Source organism: Myxococcus sp. RHSTA-1-4, from assembly GCF_020037125.1.
GTDB lineage: Bacteria > Myxococcota > Myxococcia > Myxococcales > Myxococcaceae > Myxococcus.
In genome coordinates, this window is sequence record NZ_JAIQDG010000047.1 from 53,279 (window position 1) to 69,508 (window position 16,230).

8 protein-coding genes are annotated in these 16,230 nt (G+C 72.6%); 6 read left to right on the forward strand and 2 right to left on the reverse strand.

What is annotated here, in order from left to right; genetic code table 11:
- Positions 1-8 precede the first annotated feature (8 nt).
- Positions 9-1,124, reverse strand: coding sequence for a GRAS family protein (locus K8638_RS40120; protein WP_223760044.1), 1,116 nt, complete (start codon positions 1,122-1,124; stop codon positions 9-11).
- 416 nt (positions 1,125-1,540) lie between these two features.
- Between K8638_RS40120 and K8638_RS40125 the strand changes: the two genes are divergently transcribed.
- The 3 genes from K8638_RS40125 to K8638_RS40135 all read left to right on the forward strand — a co-directional run bounded on the left by K8638_RS40125 (position 1,541) and on the right by K8638_RS40135 (position 7,451).
- The gene (locus K8638_RS40125; RefSeq protein WP_223760045.1) at positions 1,541-3,235 is read left to right on the forward strand and encodes an LVIVD repeat-containing protein; all 1,695 of its coding nucleotides are present in this window, start codon (positions 1,541-1,543) and stop codon (positions 3,233-3,235) included.
- Between the two features lie 126 nt (positions 3,236-3,361).
- On the forward strand, positions 3,362-6,127 hold the full coding sequence (locus K8638_RS40130) for a TonB-dependent receptor domain-containing protein (protein ID WP_223760046.1): 2,766 nt from the start codon (positions 3,362-3,364) through the stop codon (positions 6,125-6,127).
- 1 nt (position 6,128) lies between these two features.
- Positions 6,129-7,451, forward strand: a complete 1,323-nt coding sequence (locus K8638_RS40135; RefSeq protein ID WP_223760047.1) for a hypothetical protein — start codon at positions 6,129-6,131, stop codon at positions 7,449-7,451.
- Positions 7,452-7,466: 15 nt separating this feature from the next.
- Here K8638_RS40135 and K8638_RS40140 read toward each other — a convergent pair whose 3' ends face one another.
- Positions 7,467-8,039 carry a hypothetical protein gene (locus K8638_RS40140; protein ID WP_223760048.1) on the reverse strand — a complete coding sequence of 191 codons (573 nt, stop codon included), beginning with the start codon at positions 8,037-8,039 and terminating at the stop codon, positions 7,467-7,469.
- 408 nt (positions 8,040-8,447) lie between these two features.
- Between K8638_RS40140 and K8638_RS40145 the strand changes: the two genes are divergently transcribed.
- The 3 genes from K8638_RS40145 (at position 8,448) to K8638_RS40155 (ending at position 16,229) form a co-directional block, all read left to right on the forward strand.
- The gene (locus K8638_RS40145) at positions 8,448-10,307 is read left to right on the forward strand and encodes a penicillin-binding transpeptidase domain-containing protein (protein ID WP_223760049.1); all 1,860 of its coding nucleotides are present in this window, start codon (positions 8,448-8,450) and stop codon (positions 10,305-10,307) included.
- Positions 10,308-10,413: 106 nt separating this feature from the next.
- Positions 10,414-12,462 carry an ATP-binding protein gene (locus K8638_RS40150; RefSeq protein WP_223760050.1) on the forward strand — a complete coding sequence of 683 codons (2,049 nt, stop codon included), beginning with the start codon at positions 10,414-10,416 and terminating at the stop codon, positions 12,460-12,462.
- On the forward strand, positions 12,462-16,229 hold the full coding sequence (locus tag K8638_RS40155) for a polymorphic toxin type 15 domain-containing protein (protein WP_223760051.1): 3,768 nt from the start codon (positions 12,462-12,464) through the stop codon (positions 16,227-16,229). Before K8638_RS40150 ends, K8638_RS40155 begins: the two co-directional genes overlap by 1 nt.
- The last annotated feature ends 1 nt before the right edge of the window (position 16,230 follow it).

Sequence of the window (16,230 nt, forward strand, 5' to 3'; positions counted from 1 at the left end):
ATCCACCATCATCCGCGTCCCTCCGCCGGCCTCGCGCCCAGCACCGCCACCAGCATGTCATCCCGGTAGCAGATGCCCACGCAGCCGCGCTCGCGGCGCAGCGACACCGCCGGGTGGACCTCCGCGGGCCGCACCTTCTCCAGCGCCTCCATCGGCACGAAGCCCGCGCGGCGCAGCCTGTCCATCCAGGACGGCGCCGTCTCGTGGCGCTCGCAGCGCGCCGACTCGTCCACCGTGCCCACGACGTCGTCCACCTCCCGGCCGAAGAACCGCTTTATCGCCGCCCGGTCCTCGCGTGGCACGTCCAGCGTGTCCAGCAGCTCGAACACACGTGTGAAGTGGTTCCACGCATTGCGGAAGCGCTCGCGCACCGGCGCGCGGTGGTGGTCCACGTGGGGCTCGCACAGCACCAGCCCCACCGGCGCCAGCCCGCGCAGGCGCCGCAGCACCGCGTCACGCGCCTCGCCCTGCCCTCCGGGCTCCTCGGCCACGTGGTGCAGCGCGAACGCGCCGTTGACCACCAGCGGGCGGGGCACGCCGCGCAGCGCCGCCCACGTCGCCTCGGTCAGCCCCTCCACCGGGGACTCGATGTCCACGAAGCGCACGGTGGCGCCCACCTCCCGCGCCGCCTCCGCCACCGTGGCCTCCGCCTGGCGCAGGCTCGAGCCGCTCGGGTCCACCCCCACCAGCGTCAGCCGGCGCGGCAGCGCGCCCGCCTTCGCCAGCTCCCGCAGCAGGCCCCGCGCCTGCCGCCCCTGGCCGATGCCCACGTCCAGCAGCGTGGCCTCGGGGTGCCCGCGCAGCAGGTCCGCCAGCACCGCGTTGGCCACCGCGTCCGCCGTGGAGGCCAGGGGCATGTGCGTCACCAGCAGGCGGAACAAATCAATCTGGCTCGCCCCCCGCTCCGGCTCCTCGTTCAGGTACGGGTTGCCCGGTACCGCCCCCGCGCCCTCCAGCCGGCGCGAGATGGCCCTGGCGAAGAGGAGGTAGTGCAGGTCCTCCGGCACGGCCCCCACGTCCAGCAGCGCATGCAGCGAGCAGAGCACCTCCGCCGCCTCCGCCTGACGTCCTGCCAGCGCATACTCCAGTCCCTGGAGCAGCAGCGAGTCCTTCGGCGTGCGCATGGGTCCCTCCCGTCCCAGCACCGCGTGCGGCACGGAGGCCGAGCCTCCGCGCATTCACCTGGTGCGAAAAAGAGTAGTGATGCTCTCGCCCGCACTTCTCGCGAACGAGGCGGCCTGCCCCTCCCTCCGTGTGATGACGCACAGGCCACATGCCTGCCCGGGCCGGAGAGGGTCCGTCGGCCTACATTTCACCGGGACGCAGGTGCAACATGACTTCAGATACGGGAGCGGCCTCCACCCGCGAGCACTGAAGGTCCAGCACACCCGGCTCACCCCGCGAGCCAGGAGAGCTGTCCGCGGCCATGCGCGAGTGTCCCACCCGCGGACCATCGTGGCGCCAGGAAGCCAGCACCACCTTCCGCCCCCATTCGCGGCACCGGGCAGACGGCCGGCGACGCCATGTCGAGGGAGGACCCATGGCAGGAGCAGTGAGGACGTGCCTGACGTTCGCGGCGCTGCTGGCGCTCACGTGGCCGGCGCGGGGCGCGGCGCAGGAGCCGCAGGACTTCAACTCGAGGCACCCGCGCTTCCCGCCCGTCGTGGACACGCCCTTCAAGAAGGTGCCGCGCCCCATCATCGGCGCGCTCCGCCAGCCGCTTCATGAGTTGCCGCAGAACGACAACTTCGAGCTGATGGGCTACAACCCGCTGCCCAACCCGGGAGACACCATCGCCCGCGGCCGCAACGGCCCCACGGGCATCTCCGGTGACTGTCTCTACGTGGGCAGCCGCATCGGCCGGAGACCCGGCACGGGCCCCGCGTTCGGCACCCCGCCCATGCCGCCCGAGGTGCTCATCGTCGACATCTCCAACCCGCGCAGGCCGAAGGTCGTGGGCGCGCTCCCGACGATTCTCAACGCCACGTCGCGCGAGCTGCGCACCATCCCCGACGCGAACACGCTCATCATCATGAACTTCCGGGAGACCGGCCCGGACAGCGGCGAGGTGAACAACTACCAGATTTATGACATCACCGACTGCCGCCGCCCGGTGCTGCGGCAGACGATTTCGCTCGGCATCGACCGGCCGCACGAGTTCTTCCTGTGGAGGGACCCGCGCGAGCCCGCGCGCTTCCTCCTCTACTCCTCCATCCACCTGGGCGACGTGCGCGAGCCGTCCCTGCGCGTCTTCGAGCTGATGGCGCCCCCGGCCGGCCCCATCAGCCCGGAACCGGTGGCCACCTTCACCCTCACGCCCGCCGTCCCACGTGTGCAGCCGGTGGAGCCCTTCGAGTGGCGCGACGACCACTTCGTCTTCGACACGGAGAAGCCTCCCGTCCAGCGCAACAACGTCCACTCCATGTCCGTCTCACAGGACGGCACGCGCGTGTACGTGGCCAACATCCACGGCGGCTACTACGTGCTGGACAGCTCCAGGCTGGCCAACCGGGAGCCGTGCACCCGCGACACCATCACCGAGGACGAGACGAGCAACACCGACCCCAACCTGTGCCTGCGCAAACTCAACCCGGACCCGGACGCGCGCGTGGACTTCACGCCGCCGTACGCATGGACGGAGCACTCGGTGTACCCGGTGCCGGGCCGGCCCTACCTCATCATCTCCGGCGAGCGGAACGGCACCGACACCTGCCCGTGGAGCTGGGGCCACATCCTGGACATCTCCAACGAGCGGCGTCCACAGGTCGTCTCGCGCTACATGGTGCCGGAGAACCTGGAGCCCAACTGCGTGCCCGGCGGCCCGGGAGACCCGTCGCTCCTGCGCGAGTTCTCCCCGCACCAGCAGCTCGTCTTCCCCAACCTCTTCTTCGTCTCCTGGTACTCGGCGGGGCTGCGGGTCTGGGACATCGCCAACCCCGTGCTCCCCATGGAGGTGGGCGTCTACGTGCCCAGGCCAGCCTCGCGCGTGGTGGAACGCTTCCGCGAAAGCCCGGACGTGTGGATGTGGCCGCACCCCATCCTCTACAACGGGCTCATCTACATCACCGACGAGAACAGCGGCCTCTACGTGCTGCGCTACAAGGGGCCCCGTGCCAACGAGCTGCCCCGCGAGGGGCTCTTCGTCAGCAACACCAACTTCCTGGCGCCTCCGCCGCTGCCCCCGCGCCCCGGCGCCCAAGGCCCTGGAATCACGGCCCGCCGGAAGAATAATTGAAGGGGGTGTGCGCCAATCGGCCGGCTGGGGTGTCTAGGAATGGCCTTTCCCGGCTGATATATGCGCCGCCCGCGAATACCACTGGCCGGAGTGACTGTTTCGCGAGCCTCGGCCCTGGTATGCGCGATGCAACTGCGACATAAGCGCCTTTTTCTTCCGCTCCTGCTCCTCCTGGTGGTGTGGCCCGGCTTCGCGGGCGCCCAGGGCGTGCCGTCCCCCGCCAGTGAGCACCGCGCCGTGGAGGTGGACGTCCAGGCCTCCGACGGGGGCACCTCCATCTCCGCCGAGGACGCCGCGCGCCTGGGCCTCTCGCCGCGGAGCGGCGAGGCGAAGCTGGAGCCTCCCTCGCTGGTGACGGAGTCCCCCGCCGCGTGGCCGGAAGGGCTGGAGGGCACGCCCGGCGAAGTGACGCTGGAACTGCTCGTGGACGAGCAGGGCGCGGTGGCCGAGGTGAAGGTGGTGCAGGCCCCCGCCGAGCCGCGCCTCACCGAGGCCGCGCTGAAGGCCGCGCCGGGCCTGCGCTTCACCCCGGCCACGCTGGGCGGACAGCCGGTGGCGGTGCGCCTGCCCTTCGTCTACCGCTTCGAGCCGCCCGTGCAGGTGCCGGCCGCCACCGCGCGCATCCAGGGGCAGGTGCGCGCCCGCGGCACGCGCCGTCCCCTGGCGGACGCCTCGCTCTTCCTCGACGGCGGCGCCGAGCCCGCGGGCACCGTGGACACGGAAGGCCGCTTCACACTGGAGGTCCCTCCCGGAGCACACAAGGTGGAGGTACGCGCGCCCGGCCACCAGCCCGCGACGTTCGAGGAGATGGTGACGGAGGGCCAGTCCGTCCAGGTCGTCTACCGGCTGCAGCCCGGCGTGGTGAATCCCTACGAGACGGTGGTGCGCGACGAGCGGCCGCGCACGGAAGTCACGCGCGTCAGCCTGCATGAGCAGGAGATTCGCGAGGTGCCCGGCACACTGGGCGACCCGTTCCGCGTCGTCATGCTGATGCCGGGCGTGGGCAGCATCGCCTCCGGCGTCAGCTACCCGGTGGTGCGCGGCAGCCAGCCCGCGGCGACGGGCTTCTTCCTCGACGGCGTGCGCATCCCCATGCTGTACCACCTGCTGCTGGGGCCCGCGGTGGTGCACCCGGACTTCATCGACACCGTGGACTTCTACCCGGGCACGCCGCCGGTGCAGTTCGGGCGCGTGCTGGGCGGCGCGGTGGAGGGGCGGCTGTCCCGGCCCCGCGAGGACCGGCTGCACTTCACCGCGTACGCGGACCTGCTCAACACCGGCGGCTTCATCGAGTACCCCTTCGAGGAGACGGGCACCTCCGTCAGCGTCGCCGGCCGCGTCAGCTACTCCGCGCTGCTGATTTCGCTGGGGGCCAACCTCGTCAACTCGGCGGAAGCGGAGAAGGTGCGCGCCAACTTCTGGGACTACCAGGCACGCGTGGAGCAGAAGGTGGGCCAGGGCCGGCTGCGGCTGTTCGCGCTGGGAAGCTCGGACGACGTGGGGGCGAGCGCGGGAGAGGAGTACGCGGGAGACACGGGTGGCGGCGTGGTGTCCCGCTTCCACCGCGTGGACCTGCGCGGCACGCACCCGCTGGCGGGCGGCGAGGCGGAGGTGGGCTTCACCGTGGGCTGGGACGCGGTGGGCCTCACCGGCGAGGAGACACGGCTCCAGCAGAGCGGCGCGCTCCGCGCGGAGCAGGTGGGCGAGTACGGGCTGGAGCAGACGAGCCTCGCGCTGCGCGCGGGCTGGAAGAAGCGCCTGTCCGGCACGGTGGAGGTGGCCGTGGGCGGAGACGTGGAGCACCGGCGCGCCGCCACCGTCATCACCGGCACGGCCATTGCCCCGGGCTACCGGCCCGGCAGCGAGCCGGACCCGCTGAAGAGTCCCTCCTCGCTGGCCACCTTCTCGGGCGCGTACGCCACGGCGACGTGGAGCCCCACGGAGCGCTGGCTCCTCCAGCCCGGCCTGCGCGTGGACGCCTACCACCTGGTGCCCGGCATCACCCACACCGTGGCGGAGCCGCGCCTCACCGTGCGCCACCGGCTGACGGACACCCTCACCCTCAAGGGCGGCGCGGGCCTCTTCCACCAGCCGCCCACCGTGCTGCTGCACCTGCCCGCGGTGGACACCGCCGGCCTGCGCTACGGCCTGCAGGAGGGCGCCCAGTTCGACGTGGGCGCCGAGTGGAAGGCCCTCGAAGGACTGGAGCTGAGCGCGGACGCCTTCTACAACCCGCTGTCGCGCACGGTGGAGTTCGACGTGGCGGACGTGGCGGAGAACCGGCGCCGCAACGGGCTGGAGGGAGAGGACCCGGCCGCCAGCGGCTACGCGTATGGCTTCGAGCTGATGGCCCGCCACCCGCTGGGCCGCGACTGGTTCGGCTGGGCCTCCTACAGCTTCCTCCAGAGCCGGCGCCGCGTGCGCTACGAGCGGTACGGCGACGACAACCGGGTGGTGGAGTCGGTGGATGGCACCCTGCCCTTCGCCTTCGAGCAGGCCCACGTCTTCAACGCGGCGCTCAGCTACAAGTTCGGCAACAACTGGACGGTGGGCACGGTGGTGCACTTCAACACCGGCCGCCCCGAGTCCGGACAGGTGACGACGCAGACGCACCGCCTCGCGCCGGGCCGGGACGGGCGTCAGGAGTGGGTGCGCCAGGACGAGGACCGCGTGGAGCGGCTGGGCAACTTCTTCCGCGTGGACTTCCGCGTCGCGAAGTCCTGGGCCATGGAGGACTTCACGCTCGACGCGTACCTGGACGTCCTCAACATCTCCGCCCAGCAGGAGGTGTTCGGCTACGAGTACCTCCACGACGAAGCGGGCAGCCCGGTGCGCAACCCGCTGCGCCTGCCCATCATCCTCCCCCTCTTCGGACTCAAGGGGACGTACTGACATGCGCCATCGCCTGCTCCCGCTGTCACTCCTCGCGCTCCTCGCCTCCGGCTGTGAGCGGATGCCGGAGGACCCCATCTTCGTCCACGGCCGGCTGCTGCACGCGGACGGCTCCCCCCGCGCGGACACACCCCTGCGGCTGGAGCGCGCGCGTGTGTACTCCTACGGCTCCAGCGTTCCCGAGGAGGAGCGGGACACGCGCTTCAAGCCGTACTCGGAAGGGGCCAGCAGGGCCTCCGGGGACTTCACGCTGGAGGCGCTCGCCGGCGACACCGCCGTGGAGGAGCTCAACGGTTACGAGCAGTACCACTTCCGCGTGGTCCCTCCTCTGGACGAGGACGGCCACGGCGTCTTCGTCGCCTTCGTCTTCTGGGACGACGTGGAGCTGCCGGAGATGCGGCCGTGGGATTCGGGCCTCACCGTGAGCGACGGGCTCCAGGGCCCCACGCTGTCCTTCGGCGCCGCGCCGCCCGTGCCACAGACGCCCCCCTCCGCGAAGCTGACGGAGTACTGGGACCAGAACACCAACACAACGATGCCCCTCTCTCCCAGCACGCCCGAGCCGGTGATGCACCTGCACGGCGAGGGCGGACTGGTGTGGCAGTGGTTCCGCGCCACCTCGCCCTGGACGCCGAGCCCGTACGTGCTGGAGGACTTCGCGGGCGTGGAGGCGCAGCTGCGCGCGCTGAGCGCGGGCCTCTGGTTCTTCAACCCGCTGGGCGGCGAGAGCAGCACCCTCGACTTCCGCATGGAGTGGCGCACCCCGCGCAAGGCCCTGCCCGTGGGGACGCTCCGCCCCGTCAGCCGCGGCGCCGCGTGCAGCCCGGCGCCGGTGGAGGGCCCGTGCCCGTACACGGACGGGAAGCTCACCGTCCAGGAGACACATCCGGGAAGCCAGCAGCCCGGCCCGGGGAACGAGGGGGGCTTTGGCGTGGAGGCGCTGACCTTCACGCTGAACGCGCCCGCCCGCCCGCGCCGGCTGGTGATTCGCGGCCTGGAGACGACGCTCAACTACCTGGACCGCATCCGGGTGGTGCTGGAGGGAAGCGGGGACGGCGACACCTGGGGGCGCCTGGCGGACATCCCCGTCATCCACTTCGACAAGAACGACTCCCGCCGGAACTACTACCAGTACCCGCTCTTCGGCACCGACGCGGCCAGCCCCTTCGACCCGCCGATGGACGCCTACACGCCCTCTCTCTACCTCGACGAGCCCCTCACCGGTGACGCCCCGGTGCGCTACCTGCGGCTGCGCGTGACGGCCGAGGACGGAGAGAGCGCGGGCCGGCTGTACTCGCTGGCCGAGCTCTCCGTGTTCGAATAGGCGCCCGGACGCGCGTCAGAAGTGGCCCCCCAGCCCGAAGACGGCGCGGTCGTTGACGAACCCCACCGTGGGGGCAAGCCCGAAGGGTAGGGCCGGCCTGTCCCGCGCCGCGCGCGAGCGGGAGCGCTTCGCGGCCTCCTCGACCTCGACGCAGTCCTCGTCCTCCTCGGTGCACTCCTCGGAGCAGGCACCACCGGCACAGGCCAGGATGAGGAGGTAGGTCAGGCCGGCCGCGGCCCCCAGGGCCAGCCCCCCGAGCAGGATGCTGTCGCATTCCCTGTCGCCCGCTCCCGCGGCGACACAGAGGGTGATGCCGGTGATGAACCCGGCCCCGGTGAGTATCAGGGGCACCAGCCAGACGTGCGTCGGGATGAGGGGCTCCTCCTCGGTGCCGGTGACGCTGGCGGACGAGAACGCTCGCGCGCGGTTGCCTCCCGCCCATCCGCGCATCAGCGGAGTGCCCCTGTCCAGCAGGCGCGCGGACCGCGTGCCCGAGGAGAAATCGAACGCGCGGCTCTCCGCTCTCACCACCGCGGGGGACAGGAACCACAACCAGAGCAAGGTGAACGCGACGGCACGCCTCTTCATACGACGGCTCCCACGAGGTGGACCCGGCCGGCCACACGCGGTGGCAACAGCAAGCCCCATGCCCCGCGAGGTGAGAGGAACATCGCGGCCCCCCGCGGCCGGGCCGTGCAGCGCGTTGCACACGTGAGCGTCGCCCCCGAGGCATGGATGTCGCGCCCGTGACGGGGACCTGGCATCACGCGGTTACGACATCCATGTCAGTGCGGCGCACTACCGGTGCGTACGCTCCCGCCGCGTGTGGCCGGACCCGCGGCGACAGCGCTCCCACCTGTGGTTCGGCGCCTACGACACCAGCCTCTCGACGGGCAGGGGCCACCAGGCTGTGCATGGAGACGCTGAAGGTGACGGCCCCCGGCGGGCCGGAGCGGATTCCTTGACCCCCGCGCTCCCGTGCGCGACAGAGGCCGCGTGTCTCGGCGAGCGTGGAGGGTTGGAGTCAGTGCCTGGGTTGCCCTGCTGCTGTCGGCCTGTGCCTCCGTGCGGGGCCGGCCGGCGGACGGGCCGGTCGACGAGGCCGAGGCGTACCTGCGGGCCTGGGCGGCGAATGACCTGGCCGCCCTGCGCCGCGCGGTGGCCGCGCCCCCCGCGGGCTTCGAGGAGGAGCACCAGCGCTTCCGCGACGGACTGCGCATCGTCTCCTCCCGCTTCGAGCTCGGCCGCATCGAGCGCGACGGTGAGCACGCGACGGCCACCTTCCGCGCCGTCCACCTGCTGCGAGGGCTCGGCGAGTGGGAGCTGGAGGGCACGCTGCCCTTCGTGCGCCGCGAGGGGCGCTGGCTCGTGCGCTGGACTCCCTCCGTGCTGCACCCGGAAGCGCGAGCGGGGGACCGCTTCTCCCGCACCCGGACGCGCCCGCCGCGCGCCGACCTGCTCGACGGCAGCGGCGAGCCCCTCACCCATGAGGGCGAGGTCATCAGCATCGGCGTCGACCCCTCGCGCATCCGGAGCCAGGCCGATGTCGCCTCCGCGCTCCAGGCGCAGCTGGGCGTGGACCCGGCGCGGCTGGACAAGGTGCTGAGCGCGGCCGGCGCGGCCTCCGAGCGCTTCGTGCCCGTCATCGACATACGGCCCGAGCGCTACCAGCAGGTGCGCCCCGCGCTGGCCCCCGTGCCCGGCATCTTCTTCCGGCGCAAGACGGCCCGGCTGTCTCCCGCGGAGGGCTTCGCCGCCCATACCCTGGGCCGCGTGGGCGAGGTGACGGCCGAGCTGCTCGCACAGCTGGGCCCGCTGTACCAGCCGGGAGACCTGGTGGGCCTGTCCGGACTGGAGCGGGCCCTCGAGCCACGGCTCGCGGGACGTCCCTCGGGCGAGGTGCTCCTCACCTCCGCGGCGGGTGAGCCGCGCGTCCTGTTCCGCTTCGAGGGTGAGCCGGGAATGCCCGTGTCCACCACGCTGCTCCCGCGCGTGCAGGCGGCGGCGGAGGCGGCGCTGGAGGGCGTGGAGCTGCCGGCGGCGCTCGTGGCGGTGGACAGCAACACGGGCGCCATCCTCGCCGTCGCGAGCCGGCCGCTCGGGCAGGCCTTGAACCGCGCCCTCACCGGCCGCTATCCGCCGGGCTCCACGTTCAAGGTCGTCACCACGGAGGCCCTGCTCGCGCGGGGGATGGACGTGAACGCCCGCGTGTCCTGCCCGCCCGTGGCGGCGGTGAGCGGGAAGTCGTTCCGCAACTTCGAGGACGAGGCGATGGGCGACACCACGCTGAAGCAGGTCTTCGCCCACTCGTGCAACACCGCCTTCGTGATGCTCGCGGCGAGCCTGGGCGGCGAGGCGCTCGCGGAGGCGTCCCGGCGCTTCGGCTTCAACGTGGAGTACAACGCGGGGCTGCCCTCTCCCGGCGGCTCGTTTCCCATGCCCCGGGACGCGGCGGAGCTGGCCGCTGCCGCCATCGGGCAGGGCCGCGTGCTGGCCACGCCGCTGCACATGGCCTCCGTCGCCGCCGCGGCCGAGTCGGGCCTGTGGCGGGCGCCCTACCTCGTGACGGACCTGGAGGACGGGCCGAGCGCCGCGCTGGAGAACGATGCCCGTGCGCCCCTGTCCACGCTGATGCGCGCCGCCGTCGCGGAGGGGACAGGCAAGGCGGCCTCGGGTGTGCCGGGGCTCGCCGGCAAGACGGGCACCGCCGAGTTCGGCACCGTCCCCCCGCTGCCCACACACGCGTGGTTCATCGGCTACCGCAACGGCGTCGGCTTCGCCGTCCTGGTGGAGGGCGGTGGCGTGGGCGGCCGTGTCGCCGCGCCCATCGCCGCGAGGTTCGCCTCGGCCCTGTGACTGTTGGCGGTCAACCACACGCGCCTCGAAGGGCCTCCTCGGGTTGCCCCTCCTGATTCACGGGGAGTAGATTTCGCTCTGTCGCACGGTTCGGAGTGGGGGACTGATGAGGCAGCCCGAGACGGCGTTCGACGCGGTCCCCCTCAGCCCGGCCCATCACTTCCGCCTGTATTACTTCGCGGCGGTGTCGAGGGTGCTCTCGCGCGTGGCGGCGGGCTTCCCGTCGGAGGCCACCGCCTTCGAGGAGTTCCCGTTCCTCGCCGGCTACCGCGACGAGCTGGCCGCGCTGGGCGCCGCCGGGCGTGACGAGGCCTGGTGGCAGGCGGCCCTCGCGGCCTGGGAGCGGCGAGTCCCGGGCCACCTGCCGGTGCGGGCCCTGCGCGAGGCGGCGCGACTGGACCACCGGGCGCTCACCCTCCTCTTCTGTGCCGGCCTCACCGAGGAGGACGCGCGCTTCGGCATCCTCTTCGAGGCGCTCCAGGCGGCTCCAGCGATGCATCGCCCGACACTGGGGCTGCTCCACGCGTGGTGGAACACCGACGGAGGCGAGGCACGCGCGGCCCTGGAGCCGCTCCGCGAGGCCGGCCTCCTGCGGGTGACCAACCCCGACGCGCCGCGCGTCGAGTGGGCCTTCGAGGTCCCCGGCGCGCTGTGGGACGCGCTGCGCGGCGACGTCCGGGCCCGCCCGCTCCCGTGGCTCCGCCACCGCCCGGCGGCGGAGCTGATGGACATCTCACGGCTGATTCTCCCGGACGCCACGCGCGACACCGTCGAGCGCCTGCCTCCGCTGCTGGAGCGGCGGGAGGTCCGTACGTTGCTGGTGCGCGGGCCCCGGCATGGCGGGCGGCGCACGGTGGTGGGCGCCCTCGCTCGCGCGCTGGGCCGTGGCCTGCTGGAGGTGGAGCTGCCCACGCCCCGCGACGACGCGCACGCGCGCCTGGCCGGGACGCTGGCCACGCTGCTCCATGCCCTGCCCGTGGTCGTCGTGGAGACCACGCCGGGAGAGGTGTACGAGCTGCCCCCGCCAGGCGCCTGTGATGCCCCCGTCGCCGTCGTGCTCGGCCGTCATGGCGGCGTGAGTGGCGCCGTCGAGCGCGCGCTGACGCTGACACTCGAGACGCCGGCTCCCGCGGCGCGGCGCGCGCACTGGCTCCGCACGCAGGCCGTGGACGAGAGCGAGCTGGAGACCCTCGCCACGCGCTTCCGCCTCACGAGCGGCCACATCCACACCGCCGCGGAGCTGGCCCGCTCGCACGCGGCGCTGGCGGGCCGCCGCCGCATCACCGCCGAGGACGTGCGCCGCGCGGTCGGCTCGCTGGACCGGCAGGCGCTCGACGCGCTCGCGACGCGTCTGGAGACGGGCGGCGACTGGAGCGAGCTCGCGGTCGCCGCCGAGGTGCAGCGGGAGCTGGACCACCTGGAGCGGCGATGCAGCCAGCGCGAGCGGCTCCAGGACGCCGTCGGGCCCGCACTGGGCCGGCAGCTCCGTCCCGGTGTGCGCGCGCTGTTCCGGGGGCCCAGCGGCACGGGCAAGACGCTGGCGGCGCGACTGCTCGCCGCGCGGCTGGGGATGGAGCTCTACAAGGTGGACCTCTCCAGCGTCGTGAACAAGTACATCGGCGAGACGGAGAAGAACCTCAACCGCATCTTCTCGCTCGCCGAGGAGCTCGACGTCGTGCTCCTGCTCGACGAAGGCGACGCGCTGCTGGCGAAGCGCACCGCCGTGCAGACCTCGAACGACCGGTACGCGAACCTGGAGACGAACTACCTCCTCCAGCGCATCGAGTCCTTCGAGGGCATCCTGGTCATCACCACCAACGCGGGGGACCAGATGGACACGGCGTTCGCCCGGCGCATGGACGTCAGCGTCGACTTCCGCCCGCCCGATGCCGCCGAGCGCTGGGGCATCTGGCGGCTCCACCTGCCGGTGACACACACCGTGGAGGACGGATTCCTCCACGAGGTGGCCGCGCGCTGCAATCTCTCGGGCGGGCAGATACGCAACGTGGTCCTGCACGCGGCGACCCTCGCGCTCGACGATGGAGGAGTCATGGACACCGAGCACCTCGACGCGGCCATCCAGCGTGAGTACCGGAAGTCCGGTGGCGTCTGCCCGCTGAAGCGCGTCGCGGGCCCGGTCCGGAGCGTGCGCTGATGGCCGGCCCCACACGCACGACACGCCCGAGCGCGCCCGCCCCCGCCACGTCGCGCCCCGCGCCCGCGCCGTCCCGGGGGCCCACCCCCACGGCTTCCTCCGGCCGGGTGGGCGGCGCCCCGACTGTGCGGCTGACGGCGGAGCCGGTGGGGCGCACCGTGACGGTCGGCGAGGTGGACCTCTCCTCGGGACAGCTCCTGATTCCCGAGGCCACCGCCGCCGAGGCTCGGCCCGGACGCGACCTGGACGTGCCCGTGCGGCTGCCCGGGCTCGCCGAGGGCACCATCAAGGTCCGCAAGCGCGGCGACACCTTCAGCACCACCGGCGCGGGCACCGCCATCCGCCTGCAGCACCCCGCGCTCGCTTCACTCGCGGACACGGTGCCAACGGTGCTTGTGGTGGTGGTGCGGGAGAACGTCGTCACCGGCTGGGTGGGTGTCGGCCAGCCGGGCCCCGTGCGCGGCACGCGGCGGGCGCTGGTGGACGGGATGATTCGCGGCTCCGAGGCGCTCGGCCTGCTGGGGATGTCGAGAATCACCGTTCCCCGGGTGGTCAACGAGTTCGAGGCCGGGCGCATCAACGTCGCCGTGGAGAACCTGGGCTTCCGCCTGGGCGGCTACCTGGAGGGCACCGGCACCCTTCGCCTCGACAGCCAGGCCTTGCAGGTGGAGGGCGGCGCGCGCATCGACATCCCGGGCGGCTCGGGGGGTGAATTGCGCGTGCGCCGCGGCTCCAACGGCGTGCTGGGCGGCGACCTGCGGATGACGGTCGCCATCGGCCCGGCGTCGGGCACCGTGGTGGCGCGGCTCGACCAGGGCTTCGTCCACGTCCAGGGCACGGTGGGCTACCGCACCGAGCGCATGAGCGGCAGCCTCACGCTCATCGCCACCGACGAGCGCACCGCGAGAGACCTCACCACGCGGACCGACCTGGACCCGTCCGCGCTGCCCGTCGCGCAGCCGGGTCCGGACAACCCGCCGCGGCCGGGACGGCGCGCCTTCTGCGGCTGGGGTGAGCTGTCCATCACCCTCACGCCCTGGCTGTCCGGGCGGGCGCGCGTCCTGGTCAACAACCAGGCGCAGGCCACCATCATCGGAGAGATTCGCCCGCAGCGGGAGCTCATCCTCTTCCCGGAGCGGGAGTGGAACCGGCGCCTGTTCCGCGTGGAGATTCGCGCGGGCTACGGCATCCCCGTGGTGGGCCAGGTGTTCGTGTTCGCCAACATCGGCCTGGAGGCGCTGGCGCGCGTGGGGCCGGGGCGGCTGCACAACATGAGCGTGTCGGGGCAGTTCTCCACGGACCCGCGGGTGGAGAACCTCTTCACCATCCAGGGCTCGCTCAACATCTCCGCCTTCGCGGGGCTGCGCCTGCGCGCCGAGGGCGGCGTCGGCCTCACCCTCCTGGGCCACGACATCAAGGCCGGCGTGGGGCTGAACGCGCTGGCCGGCATCCGCGGCTATGTGGACGCGACACCGCGCATCGGCCGGCGGCAGAACGCGGCCGGGCGCCCCGAGTGGTTCATCGGCGGCCACCTGGAAATCGCCGCGCAGCCCTTCCTGGGCTTCAGCGGCGACCTGTTCGTGGAGCTGGACTCGCCCTGGTGGTCGCCCGCGCCGGACAAGCGGTGGACGTGGCCGCTGGGCAGCCTGGAGTACCCGCTGCCGGGCGAGTTCGGCATCGGCGCGGACGTGGACTACGTGCTCGGCTCCCGCCAGTGGCCCACCGTCCAGTTCGGCGAGGTGGACTTCGACTCCAGCAAGTTCATGACGGACCTGCTGAACGACAACGCGCAGCGCGGAGGCGGCGGCGAGCGGCGGCGGCCGGGCACCTGGCGCGAGGGCACCGGCGGCGGCGCCCCGGGAGGCGCACGGGGCGGGCGCGGCGGCCCCGGACGCCGCCCCGGCACGGAGAGCTTCGACGGCCCCATCGGCGAGACGATGACGTTCTCCGACGGGAGGGAGACGCACCGCCTCTTCATCCAGGAGGCCGCGCGGGACACCACGCCGATGATGGCGAGCGAGGTGGAGCGCATCGAGGCGAAGATTGCCCGCTGGCAGCGGGGGCTGGAGCTGGTGCCCGACACGGACCGCCCGACGGTGCGCAACCTGCTGCCCCAGGTGAGGGACCGCGCGCACGACCTCGACCAGCTCGCGGACGAGCAGAAGGCGCTGAAGGAGGCCGAGCGGAGCGCCGCCGCCACGTACGAGCGGCACCGGGGGGAGCGCCGCAGGCGTCCCGGACAGAATCAGCGCAAGCGGCCGGCGGAGATTCGCAGGCGCGTGCGCGAGGCGCAGACCCGGCTGAAGGAGCTGCTGCGGCAGGTGAGCACGCTGGTGGCGGACGAGCCGTTCCGGCCCATCGACCGCACGGCCCAGATGGCCCACGGAGGAAGGGAGCCGGTCCAGCTCACCGAGGCGGGCGGGAGGGCCCGGCTGCGCGTGTCCAACGTCGACGAGGCGGGAATGTTCGTGCGGGTCGCCTCGGGCACGCCGATGTCACGGGCGCTGAACCAGACCGGACCGAACCTCATCCGCTCCACCCTGAGCGGCGTGCAGCAGCGCGCGGTGCGGTTCAGGGCCACGCGCATCATCGGCGGCCGCATCAACTCCCGCGCGCGGGGGGCGCTGATTGCTCCGTTGAACGAGGTGGTCAACCTCGTCCGCAACGTGGGCAACATCATGCGCATCGCGGCCCTCTCTCGCGCGCTGCGCATCAACCCCTTCACCCCGCCGCGCACGCTGTCGTTCCTGTCCAACCCCCGGAGGTATCCGGACCGGCGGGAGATGGGCCGCGCCGAGTACCGCCTCTACTTCCGGCAGGAGATGGCGCGCCAGCTGCTGCTCCAGCAGCGCGGCATCAACCAGTACACCATCGACCGGTGGGTGGTGAACCTGGCGCTGTTCCGCCTGAACGCCGGCCTGTACCGGCAGATGGACCGCGGCGCGCGCGAGGTCGTCCTGCGGCGCCTGCGTGAGCGCGCGGCCGCGGCCCTGGTCCGCGCGAGCGAATATCTGGGGAGGCTGGAGCGGCGGCAGGCCCGGCTGGTGGCGGAGCGCAACAACGTCCAGCAGCAGCTCGCCGCACTGGGCAGCGCCCATCGCGGGCTCCAGGCCGTCACGGACGACCTGACCGAGGTGCAGCGGCTCATCACGCGGACCAACGAGCTGCTGCGCAGGGCCCAGGTCGCCGCGGACGGAATCCTCCGGGCACAGGGCTCGAGAGACCTGATGGGCGTCGAGGTCGATGACCGGGGCAATCAACTGCCGCGGCCCCTGCGCGAGGACCTGCGTCCCGTGCAGGAGGTCCGCCGCTACGGGCGGAGCACCCGGGACGTCGTCATCTATTACGACCTGCGCATCCTCGGGCGGCAGAACAACGAGATACCCTTCCGGGACCGCCTCAACCCCTACTACGAGGAGATGCGCCGGCGCGTTCCCCTCTGGGTGCAGTTCGGGCGGCTGAGCAACGGGTTCCAGAGCTTCGCCGTCCTCCACAACCCCGACCAGGTGGCGGGCGGAGAGGACGCCTTCCCCGAGCTCCAGTTCCCGGCCGGCAATGACTACACCGACGCCGCCTGGACGCGGTTCTTCCAGCAGATGCGGCGCTACGTCGGCAACTCCATGGTGAACAGCCGCATCGGCGAGCAGTGGGGCAACCGGATGAACGAGGAGGCGCAGACCCTCATGCGCCTCATCCCGGTGCACTCGCACCCCATCTGGAGGAACAACTTCCGCTTCGTCATGAACCCGCCGGCGGGGACACCGTGAC